This is a genomic window from Campylobacter sp. TTU_617 (assembly GCF_016599045.1).
Classification (GTDB): domain Bacteria; phylum Campylobacterota; class Campylobacteria; order Campylobacterales; family Campylobacteraceae; genus Campylobacter_D.
On record NZ_JAENKV010000001.1, the window covers coordinates 207625 to 218715 of the forward strand.

The following is an 11091-nucleotide window of genomic DNA, read 5'->3' on the forward strand; positions in this document are numbered from 1 at the left end:
TTATTCATTTCTTAAAGTATCTAAAACATTAACTTCTGTTGCTTTTTTTGCTGGATAGTAAGAAGATAAAGCAACAATGATTAAAGCTCCGCATATAGTCAAGAAAAAATCAATCATTGATAAATCAAGAGGTAGTTTTGTTGTTCCATAAACATCTGCAGGAAGAGAAATAATATCAAAATTTCCCAAAAGCCATAAAATAATAAAAGCTAAAATAACACCACATATCATACCGCTTCCACCAATTAGCATACCCAAAGAAAAAAAACTTTTTTTAATCTCTGCCCTACTAGCTCCTAAGGCTAATAAAAGAGCAATTTCACTACGACGATTCATCACTATCATAAGTAAAGAACTTACTATATTTAAACTTGCAACAAGAATAATAAGCATTAAAACTATAAATAAAGCTCTTTTTTCTAAAGCTAGTGCCGAAAAAAAGTTTTGATTTTGCTCCCACCAACCAACGCTTATATAATCATCTCCTAAATATTGTTTTATTTTTTTAAGATCTTCAAAGGCATTGGTGCTATAAATATGAATACCATCATAATCTTGTTTTCTATTTAAAATTTTTCTTAAAGCATTTACATCAGCATACATATAAGCCTTATCATAAAATAAAAGCCCTGAATGAAATTGTGCTTTAATGTCAAAACGTTTTGTTTTAGGAGTTAAAGAAAATCCACTCGCATCAAGATTTGAGAAAATAATAGCTAACTTATCCCCTCTTTTCAAACCAAACTCACGCACTAAAGCAGAACCTACTAAAATATCGAAATTTTGTATTTGATCAATTATTAGGGCTTTTTTAACTATCTCATTAATCTCTTTTTCATCTTGAAAATTGACCCCAAATAATACTCCACCTTCAAAAGAATTATCTGTTTTAATAATTACTTGAGTGCTGATATAAGGGCTAAATTTAAGTTGAGGAAATTCTTTTTTTAATTTATCAATTAAATTATCATCAATCAAAGAGTAAAATTTAGGCATAATAGTAATAGGATAATTCATTACAAAAAATCTTTTTTCAAACTCTTTATCAAAGCCATTCATTATAGCCATTGCTACCAAAAGCACACAAAGACCGACACTAACACCTAAAAAGGCTAAAAGCATAGAAAGATTGATAAAAGGTTGCTCTTTATCAAAGCGAAGATATTTAAAAAGTAAATATCTCAAAATTCCTTTTTTCAAGAAAATATTCCTTGTTTTGGCCCACTTTTTCCGTGACATTCTTTAAATTTTTTTCCACTACCACAAGGACAAGGAGAATTTCTTGGGACTTTTCTAAATTCCATCTCACCTAAATTATCCTCGCTTGCTCCAAATTCAACTGCATTGTCTAAAATTTTTTGATTTTCTTCATTAGCTTTTTCTTCTAAATTTTTAATATCTTTTTTATTTAAAACTATACTAAAAAGAAGTTTTATACTATCAAATTTAATACGTTCTACAAGCTCTAAAAAAAGATTATAGCTTTCTTTTTTATACTCTACTAAAGGATCCTTTTGATTATAACCTCTAAGCCCAATCCCTGTTTTTAAAATATCCATTTGATATAAATGCTCACGCCAAGCATTATCTAAAACTTGAAGGTAAATAATTCTTTCTATATTTCTTATTTCTTCTTGTGATAATTCTTGCATTTTATGATTATAAGAATTTTGCAATATCAAAACTAATTTCTCTTGAATTTGGGAATTTTCTAAATCTTTAAATTCTTTATCATCAATTTCAGTTGAACACTCATAAAGAATTTTTTGTTTTAAATTTTCAAATTTTTTATCTTCATCATAGGTTGAAAATTCATTCATAATATTAGAAACATACTCTTGAATATTTTGAGAAATTTTACTTTTAATATCATAATCCTCATCTAAAAGCTCATTGCGATAACGATATATTGTTTTTCTTTGTTCATTGGCTACATCATCGTATTCTAATAAATGCTTTCTACTTTCAAAATGTAAATTTTCAACTTTCTTTTGTGCATTTTCAATGGCTTTAGTAACTATTCTTGATTCTATACTTTCACCTTCTTGAATACCCAATTTATCCATAATACCTTTTATACGATCACCACCAAAAATTCTTAAAAGATTATCTTCAAGGCTTAAATAAAAACGACTCATACCAGGATCGCCTTGACGTCCAGCGCGACCGCGAAGTTGATTATCTATCCTTCTGCTTTCGTGACGCTCTGTTCCAATGATATAAAGTCCCCCTAATGCCCTTATTTCATCATCAATTTTTATATCAACTCCACGTCCTGCCATATTTGTAGCTATAGTTACAGCTCCTTTTTTTCCTGCATCTTGTATAATTAAAGCTTCTTGCTCGTGATTTTTTGCATTTAAAACATAGTGCGGAATTTTTTCTTTAACAAGCATTTTATGAAAAACTTCACTTCTTTCTATACTTGCAGTTCCAACTAAAACAGGCTGACCTTTGGAATTTGCTTTTTTAATTTCTTCTATTACAGCTTTAAATTTTTCTTCTTGAGTTTTATAAATAAGATCATCTTTATCAATTCTTTGAATTTTAATATTTGTAGGGATTGAAATTACCTCTAAATTATAAATTTGTGAAAATTCACTTGCTTCAGTTTGTGCAGTTCCAGTCATACCTGCAAGTTTATTATACATTCTAAAATAATTTTGGAAAGTTATATCAGCTAAAGTCTGACTTTCTTCTTGAATTTTTACATTTTCTTTTGCCTCTAAAGCCTGATGAAGCCCATCGCTAAAACGTCTTCCTTCGCTTAATCTTCCAGTAAATTCATCTACTATAACAACTTCATTATTGCGTAATACATAATGCACGTCTTTTTCAAAAAGATTATGAGCTTTTAAAGCTTGATCTAATTGATGAGCTAAGATTGCATTATCAAGACTATATAAATTTTCAACTCCAAAAAGCTTTTCAGCTTTTGCTATACCCTCTTCTGTAATAAGTATAGTTCTATTTTTTTCATCTACTAAAAAATCACCTTCTGGTTTTTGTGGTGCCTCCACTTCTTTGGCTCGTTTCATTTTTTTAGCTACTTCATTAGCTTTAATATAGCCATCCAAAGTTCTATTTGTAGGACCACTTATAATTAGAGGAGTTCTTGCTTCATCAATTAAAATACTATCTACTTCATCAACAATAACAAAATTATATCCTCTTTGCACTTTATCTTTTGCTTCGAATTTCATATTATCACGTAAATAATCAAAGCCAAATTCATTGTTTGTTCCATAAGTAATATCGCAACTATAAGCCTTTTTTCTTTCTATATCGCTATTTTGCTCTGAAACAATAACCCCAACACTTAAATTTAAAAAATTATAAAGAGCACTCATTTGTTCTGCATCTCTTTTTGCTAAATAATCATTTACAGTAACTACATGAACACCTTTACCACTCATAGCATTTAAAACTACAGGTAATGTAGCAACCAAGGTCTTACCTTCACCTGTTTTCATTTCTGCAATTTTTCCCTCATGTAAAACCATACCACCAATTAGCTGAACATCAAAATGACGCATATTAAGAGTTCTTTTACCAACCTCTCTTACTATTGCAAAAACATCATTTAAAATTTCATCTAAACTTACTTGATTATTTAAAACTTGTTCTTTTAAATTTGCAAAAATATTTTTTAATTCTTCATCTTGCATTTTCTGATATTTTTCTTCGAGAGAATTTATTTTTTCAACGCGTTTAAAATATTTTTTTATTTCACGATCATTTTTTGTTCCAAGTAAAGTTTTTAAGGTGCTTAAAAACATAATTTAGCCTTTTGATTAAAATCTTTTAAACTATCATTATAACTATTATTTAATTAAACTTAGCTAGAATGCTTTAAAAAATATTTATTTTTTAAGGAATTTTATGAAAATCGTGTTTATTTTATTAAGTATGATGATTAAAATTTTTGCTCTTGATCTAAGTTTTGAAAATTTTTCAAGTGATTTTATCCAAAGCATAGATAATAAAAAAACAAAAATCAATTATACAGGTCATTTTACTATAACCCACAATAAAGCTCTTTGGAATTATCAAAATCCCATACATAAAGATATTTTCATAGATAACAATAAAATCACTATTATAGAATATGATTTAGAGCAAGTTATTATTTCAAAACTTGAAAATATTCCAAATTTAAATGAAATTTTTAAAAATGCTAAAATGATTGATCAAAATACCTATGAAGCTAAATATGAAAATACTACTTATGTTTTAAAATTAAAAGAAAATCAAGTGGAAAATATTTCTTATAAAGACGAATTTGATAATAATGTCAATATTAAACTATTCAATCAAAAAAGAAATATTCGTATTAATGAAAATTTATTTATACCAAAAATTCCAAAAAATTTTGATATTGTTTCTTAAAAAGTTTGATTTTCATCAAGCTTTATCTCAAATCCAGTAGCACTACTTGAATTATTTTCTTTTTTGCTAATATTATTTTCTTTAAATATCTGAGGCAAAACATTAGATGTATTATTATCTAGCGTTAAATTATTTTCTAATTTTATATTTTCTATTTTAGATAAATTTAAATCATCATTTAAAGAAACATTTGGGACTTTAGGAACTTCTGGAGCTTTAATATGTGGTATTTGCTCTGAATTTTCTTTTTCTTGTTCTTGAGATTTTAAAAACTGCTTTAACTCTTCTATATCAAATTTTTCAACACTATTTAAAGATAAAATATAAATAGAATTAATTTTTATTTTATATTTTTTATAAATAAATTTTTCTAGTGTCTGTTTAAACGTCCCTTTTCCAAGTTCTGTAAAAATATCTTCATAAAAAAAACTCGAAATTACACTATTAATACTATCAATAATTTTTGCTTTATTATTTTCTAAATTCTCTCCATTAATTTCTAAAGAAATATTAATTTTTTTAAGCAAATTATTACTACTCTTAGAATAAAGATCTGTTTTTAAATCTGTAATTTCTAAAGTATCAGCACATAATAAAAATGGTATTATTAAAATAAAAAAATATTTTTTCATATTTCATCCTTTTCTAAATCTAAGAAATTATTTTTTTTATAAAATTCTAAAACTTGTGTATCAATTTTTAAGCTATTATAAAAATAAGATCTAAAATTATCAATCCTAGAATAAAGTATTTTTAAACTATTTGGATTTATAGCTCTTGAAAGAGCTACATAAAGTTGTCCATTTTCAAATATATTATTAATATCGCAAATTAATTTTTCTATACTCATACCTTGAGACTTATGAATTGTTATAGCGTATGCAAGTTTTATAGGAAATTGTCTAATGCTTGCGCGAATATTAACTTCTAAATCATTTTGATTTTGACTTAATTCTTCCATATTAAAAGTATAAGGTTCTAATAAAACAATTGTGCCATTATTTTTTAAAATTTCAATATAAATTTCTTTATCTTTTTCAAAAATATCTTTTATAATGCCTTGTTCCCCATTATAATAATTTTTTTCCCAATTATTTAAACAAAATATTATTTTAGCACCTATTTTTAATTTTAATTCTTCTAAAATATTTAAACTTTTAACCCAAGAATATAAAACCTTATCTTCTAAAGTTGGATCTTCTTTTTTAATTTGTGCTTTAAAAATTATCAATTCGCTTTTAAGTTTGCTTAATTTTTGAGAATTGATTAAATCAACTTTTTTATTTATGCCACATAATAAAGTAAAATCATCAGATATTTCATCAAATTCTGTTTCTTTTATTAGCAATTTTTCAAAATATGAAAAAATACTATCATTAACTTCTCCTTTTCTTAAAAAAGATAAATAATGATAAAATTCTTCATTATCTGTTCTTTTGGATATACTTAACTTTAAAAATTTAAAATTTAAATCATTCCAAAATATAGAATTAAAAGCATAAAAAGAATTAGAAAATAATGTTTGATTATTATCTTTTATTACAGGAGGTAATTGAAAAAAATCTCCAACAATTAAAATCTTGCCATTAAAATTTGCATTTTTTAACCTAAGAACAATCATATCAAAAACATTTGCACTTACCATTGAGATTTCATCAATAATAATTAAATCAGTTTTTTTTAAAATTTTATTTAATTTTGTAATTTTTTCTTTTTGTTTTTTATCATAAAATGCAAGCTCACTTTGGCTTATACTTCTTCCGAAACAAAAAAAACTATGTAAAGTAATTCCATTGATATTAAACGCACTTAAAGCAGTAGATCCTAAAGAAACAACATTTTTACCTTGTTTTTGATAAAGCGTTTTTAGTTTATTTGTCAAAAACGATTTTCCAACACCAGCACCACCACTTAAAAAAACATTATTTTTTTCTAAAATTTTCTCTAGTTTATCAAGCATTATTTTTCCTTATTATAATTATAACTATTTTTATAAAGGTTTTTTTATGTATCATTATTTTTTATTTATTATTTTGTTATTTATAAATGGATGCGCATTAAATACACAGCAACCACCTAAAACCAAAACTCCGCAGTATGCACATTTTAAATTTGAACAAAATGTTTCTATATTGCCTAAATTAGATGAAAATTTTTCTATTAATAATGCTTATAAAAAATATTTTTTTCGTCCTTGGCATAGTGATTTTAAAAAATTAAAAAATGAAGATTTATTTTGGGCTTTTAAAATGTATAAAAATCAAAAAAATCAATTTTATTTTTTTAATAAACAAAAAATCTCCCAACTTTGGTTTGATGAACAAATTAAAAACTCAAATATCCAAAATTTAGGATCCATAAATAAAAAAGCCTTAGTTATACAAAATTCTTTAATCAGAAATTTACCAAGCCCTAAAGCTATCTTAAAAAATCCTTTTGAAGAAGGAGAAGGCCTACCTTTTGATTATGCACAAAATGCTATTTTAAACATAGGATCTGCTATCTTAGTATCTCATTACAGTAAAGATAAACGCTATGCTTTTATAATGAGTGAAAATGGTTTTGGCTTTATTAAAGCTAATCATTTTGAATTTATAAATGATCATAGAGCAAAAATCTATGAAAATTTAAATTTTATAACTCCGCTTAAAGAAAAAGTATCAATCTTTGATATAAAGGGAAATTTTCTATTTCAAACACGTATTGGAGCTATTTATCCTTACTATAAAAAAGATGAAAATTATTATTATGGTAAAATTGGATCCTATAAATATAAAGCTAAAAAAACTCTTTTTTCAACTTTTCCTATAAAATTAAATGATGAAAATTTAAAAAATCAAATTTCTCAAGTTCTAAATCTTCCTTATGGATGGGGAGGATATGACTTTGAACGCGATTGTTCTTTATTTACAAGAGATTTATTTTCTGCTTTTGGAATTTATATGCCTAGAAATTCTTATGCACAAATTACTAGTTTTGATTATTTTGACATTAGCAAGTTAAATCAAAAACAAAAAGAAGATTTTCTTGATCGTTTTGCTAAACCTTATCTTAGTTTGCTTTATTTTCCTGGACACATTATGCTTTATGGAGGAAAAATAAATAATACACATATTGTATTGCATAGTGCTTGGGGAGTAAAAGGTTATAATAATACTAGATTATTAATTTCTCAAAGTGCCATTACCTCTTTACAAATAGGAAAAAACCAAACCAATATCCCAAATGAAAATTTATATATTTCAAAACTAAGCAAAATTGCTTTTATGAATCTTAATTCAAATGAAAAAAATATCATAAAATCTTATCTAAAAAATCTTTTTTAGATAAGAAAATACAATCATTATTTTAAAAAACTAAATAAAATTAAAAGCAAAAATGATATAGAATAAATTTAGAAAATCTAAAAATTCTAAAAGCTAAAAAAGCATTCAAATATCAAAGCTTTAAATATTTTTAATCAAATAAAAATTAAAATAAACAATAGATTTAACTTAATAAATCCTATACTTTTTTATGATTTAAGTAAAAGAGTTCTTAAACATAAATAAAAAATTTACTATTACTTATTTAAACTAAAAATTAAAGATAAGCCAACTTTTTTTAAAATATTTAAAAGTTTAAATGAAACTTGGAAATTTATCCTTTAAAAGTTATTTTGAATATGAAGAAGTTTATATATAAAAGCAAATCCTATTCTATTATTAATTTAGTTAAAAATTAATTCTTTATATATCATTTTAACGCTTTCTTTTAAATATAAAATCAATACAAACTAAAAGGTCTAAAGTCAAAATTTAAAGATTTTGGTATATTAAGTTTAAATTTTTTTAGCTCTTTTTTAGGTGCTACTATTAAAGCGTAGCTACCTTTATTGTATCTATCCTATACACTAAAAAACTGACTTTTAGAACTTATATATTCTCCATGACTTGGATCAAGTATTTGTAAATAATTGCCTTTATGATTGATAATTACCACAAAATGCGGGAAGCGCGGATCATCTTCAATTTTTACAAGCATTGGAATATTTATAAGCTTATCTAAACTTTCTCTATTAATTTGATATGAATTACTTTCATAGCCTAGCTTTTTAACCGCATCGCTTAAATCTGCAAAGCTTACCATATCAGTGTAAAGTTGTTGTCCACTCATTATTTCCAAAAGTTTAAGCTCATTAAACTTTTGATTATCAAGTATATTAATTAAAGTTGCCAAAGATGAAACTCCACAAGACTCTTCATAAGTTTGTCTTATTACTCTTTCATTTTTAATTTCTTGATAAGACTTGACTATAAATTCTGCCTTTAAGAATAAAGGCAGAATAATAAATATTAATAATATTTTTAAAATTTTTTCCATAGATTGATACCAAAAATTACATCAGGTGCAGCAGAGCTTCCCTCAAAACTAGCATTAACAAAAACTGCGTTATCCAAATTAATACTATAAGTAGAACCTAAACTTAAAGTTGGAATAGAACGTACTTTTGAATTTTGATAACCATTGATTTTTTGCTCGGTTTGAAATCTTTGCTCTGCTCCCAAATCTAAAGTAGTTTTAGGACTTAGAATAATAGATAAATCCCCACCCACATAAATACTATTTCCATACTCTATTTTAAGGGTTTTAAATTTTCTTAATTAGTTATAACCAAAACCGGTATAAATGTTATATACAACTGGATCGCTGTATCCTCTTAAACTAACTTGTAGGTTTTGTGATTTTAGATAAAAGTTTTTGGTTTGACTGATTGCTTTTTCTCTTTGAATGATTGCAGTTTGAAAGATAATTTGCGGAATTAAATCTGCAATACTATCGCCTGTATAAATAAAACCTAGCTATAAACTATCAAAGCCTATTCGATTTTTACTAGAATACTCATTTGTAAAAAAGTTTATGTATTCTTGTCTTGCATAACTTCCACCCCCTGAAACAAGTGTATCAAACTTGGGTGCTATGGTATAAATGAAAGTTTGAGTTAAAAATAATTGTTTTGCATCATTAAAAAATTTTACAATAATATCAGGATAAATAGTATAGGAATTTGCATTCCCAGAACTAAGAAGAGAAAAATTTGTAATACTTCTTATACCTATTTGTTTTTTAATAAACTATCTATATTTAGTTTATCACTAGAAAAAACACAACTGACTAAAACCATAAACACTAAACAAATCTTTTTCATTGTTACCTTTCTAAATGTTTTTAAAAATTTTTTTAATAAAACAAGAAAAATTTGATTTTAATATTAAATTTATGATATTATGTAAATAAAGAATAAATATAATAAAAATTAAGAAGAAATTATGTTAAAAAAATTGGCAAGTTCATTGATTTTAGGTTCTTTGTTGGTAAATTCTGCTTTTGCTGGGGATTTTTTAGCTAAAGTTAGTAATGGTGCAATAAACGATAACTCTCAAGGCATAAAGGCTCTTAATTTAGATGAGATGAAACAAATAGTAGGTGGTGCATTCTATCATAGAATATCTAAACTTGATAAATATGGATATAAAGTCTGACTTGCAAGTGATTCAATGTATATTACAACCGATGCAAATGGAAATCTTAAATCGAACTCTGGAATAGATTCAGCAAGAAAAAAATGGGTTACCAAGGAAACGGAATAGTTATATTGGGAGTTAAAGATAATATTCTTATATATAAAATGAATTAAGGACATTTAAACAAATGCTAAGTAGTTTTCAAGTTAGCAACACGCCATTTGGTGCTGTTATTGATTACAAGCGTGATAAAGAATATTGTGGTGGAATTTATAATGATGGCTCTAAATGGCAAGAAATCTTAGACAATAAATTTAACCAATTTTCAAAAGATGAAAATCATAAAAATATAGATAAAAATGATTTTTTAAATATCTATAGCGATAATAGTAACAACTATGTTAACAATGAAATCACTAAATATATTATAATATAAAAGATTTAAATGGAAATAAAATTGATTTTAATAGTTTAGATTCCAAACAGCAAAGTCTTATTATTTCTTTTTTAAGAACACCATTAGAACAAACTAATATCTATGGGACAAGAGCAAAATTAAGTGATATAAAAATAGATTTAAATGATAATAATGAACTTTATATCGAGGCAAATCTTCATACTATCAATGGAAAAACTCTTAGTATGGGAGCAGAATTTTCTATGCAAACAATGGATGAAAATAAGTATGGAAGCTATGGTTTTCTAGAACATAATGATAGCCAAATATATAAATTTTCATTTATAAGTGATAAAAATTTAAGCACAAGTGAAAGAAAAAATTTGCTCACAAACATAAAAAATGCTGACATAAAATCACTTGGTGATTTTAAAGAAGATATAGATATTAGCATTTATTTTAACGATGATGGAACAGAGGGTAAATTTACTAGCTTTTCCATATATGATAAATCAAATTTTGAACTTGATATCCAAAAGGCTCATGAAAATGTTAAAAATCTTCCAAAAGAAGAAAATGAAAAAGAATCTTCAAATTTTACTCTTGTAAATATTTATTGGGATATTGTAAGAAAAGATTTAGAAAATTTCAAAACTAATTTAAAAAATAAGCAAGAAGATCTTTTTATTAAAAATTCTATTTCACCATTGAAAGATATATTAAAAAATAATATTTAAATAATTTAGAAATAATTTTACTTTTTAATCAAGTAAAAGTGTTTTATATTTTTAAACTTCTTTA

8 protein-coding genes and 3 pseudogenes are annotated in these 11091 nt (G+C 25.0%); 5 read left to right on the top strand and 6 right to left on the bottom strand.

Annotation, left to right across the window (positions count from 1 at the left end):
• Both GQV94_RS01000 and secA read right to left on the bottom strand, forming a co-directional pair.
• Entirely contained in the window at positions 1-1200 is a 1200-nt protein-coding gene (locus GQV94_RS01000) for an ABC transporter permease (protein ID WP_200169125.1), read from the bottom strand.
• A complete protein-coding gene (gene secA / locus GQV94_RS01005; protein ID WP_200169126.1) occupies positions 1197-3779 on the bottom strand; it encodes a preprotein translocase subunit SecA in 2583 nt (860 codons plus the stop codon). The genes GQV94_RS01000 and secA overlap by 4 nt, the downstream gene beginning before the upstream one ends.
• A 103-nt stretch (positions 3780-3882) precedes the next feature.
• Between secA and lolA the strand changes: the two genes are divergently transcribed.
• Positions 3883-4389 (top strand): LolA-like outer membrane lipoprotein chaperone, encoded by a 507-nt coding sequence (lolA, locus tag GQV94_RS01010; protein WP_200169127.1) that lies wholly within the window; start codon positions 3883-3885, stop codon positions 4387-4389.
• On the opposite strand, the gene GQV94_RS01015 is transcribed toward lolA, so the two are convergent.
• Together GQV94_RS01015 and GQV94_RS01020 are read right to left on the bottom strand one after the other, a co-directional pair.
• Entirely contained in the window at positions 4386-5021 is a 636-nt protein-coding gene (locus GQV94_RS01015; RefSeq protein ID WP_200169128.1) for a hypothetical protein, read from the bottom strand. The two genes, lolA and GQV94_RS01015, sit on opposite strands and share 4 nt — an antisense overlap.
• Entirely contained in the window at positions 5018-6349 is a 1332-nt protein-coding gene (locus GQV94_RS01020) for an ATP-dependent DNA helicase (protein WP_200169129.1), read from the bottom strand. Before GQV94_RS01020 ends, GQV94_RS01015 begins: the two co-directional genes overlap by 4 nt.
• A 46-nt stretch (positions 6350-6395) precedes the next feature.
• On the opposite strand from GQV94_RS01020, the gene GQV94_RS01025 reads away from it, so the two are divergent.
• Entirely contained in the window at positions 6396-7715 is a 1320-nt protein-coding gene (locus GQV94_RS01025) for an SH3 domain-containing C40 family peptidase (RefSeq protein WP_200169130.1), read from the top strand.
• A gap of 439 nt (positions 7716-8154) precedes the next feature.
• Here the strand turns inward: GQV94_RS01025 and GQV94_RS01030 are convergent.
• Positions 8155-8751: pseudogene (locus tag GQV94_RS01030) on the bottom strand (C39 family peptidase).
• Positions 8736-9577, bottom strand: a pseudogene (locus tag GQV94_RS01035) (hypothetical protein). The pseudogenes GQV94_RS01030 and GQV94_RS01035 overlap by 16 nt, the downstream one beginning before the upstream one ends.
• 121 nt (positions 9578-9698) lie before the next feature.
• Between GQV94_RS01035 and GQV94_RS01040 the strand changes: the two are divergent.
• The 3 genes and pseudogenes from GQV94_RS01040 to GQV94_RS01050 all read left to right on the top strand — a co-directional run.
• Positions 9699-9860 (top strand): annotated as a pseudogene (locus tag GQV94_RS01040) (bacteriocin); the annotation flags it as partial.
• A 220-nt stretch (positions 9861-10080) separates the two neighbouring features.
• Positions 10081-10329 carry a hypothetical protein gene (locus tag GQV94_RS01045; RefSeq protein ID WP_200169131.1) on the top strand — a complete coding sequence of 83 codons (249 nt, stop codon included), beginning with the start codon at positions 10081-10083 and terminating at the stop codon, positions 10327-10329.
• A 206-nt stretch (positions 10330-10535) separates the two neighbouring features.
• A complete protein-coding gene (locus tag GQV94_RS01050; protein WP_200169132.1) occupies positions 10536-11027 on the top strand; it encodes a hypothetical protein in 492 nt (163 codons plus the stop codon).
• Positions 11028-11091: the final 64 nt, after the last annotated feature.

What these genes read in the sequence shown, in the direction of transcription:
- secA (WP_200169126.1), bottom strand. Translation starts at nt 3,779, where the DNA reads ATGTTTTTAAGCACCTTAAAAACTTTACTTGGAACAAAAAATGATCGT.
- lolA (WP_200169127.1), top strand. Translation starts at nt 3,883, where the DNA reads ATGAAAATCGTGTTTATTTTATTAAGTATGATGATTAAAATTTTTGCT.
- GQV94_RS01015 (WP_200169128.1), bottom strand. Translation starts at nt 5,021, where the DNA reads ATGAAAAAATATTTTTTTATTTTAATAATACCATTTTTATTATGTGCT.
- GQV94_RS01020 (WP_200169129.1), bottom strand. Translation starts at nt 6,349, where the DNA reads ATGCTTGATAAACTAGAGAAAATTTTAGAAAAAAATAATGTTTTTTTA.
- GQV94_RS01025 (WP_200169130.1), top strand. Translation starts at nt 6,396, where the DNA reads ATGTATCATTATTTTTTATTTATTATTTTGTTATTTATAAATGGATGC.
- GQV94_RS01045 (WP_200169131.1), top strand. Translation starts at nt 10,081, where the DNA reads ATGCTAAGTAGTTTTCAAGTTAGCAACACGCCATTTGGTGCTGTTATT.
- GQV94_RS01050 (WP_200169132.1), top strand. Translation starts at nt 10,536, where the DNA reads ATGGGAGCAGAATTTTCTATGCAAACAATGGATGAAAATAAGTATGGA.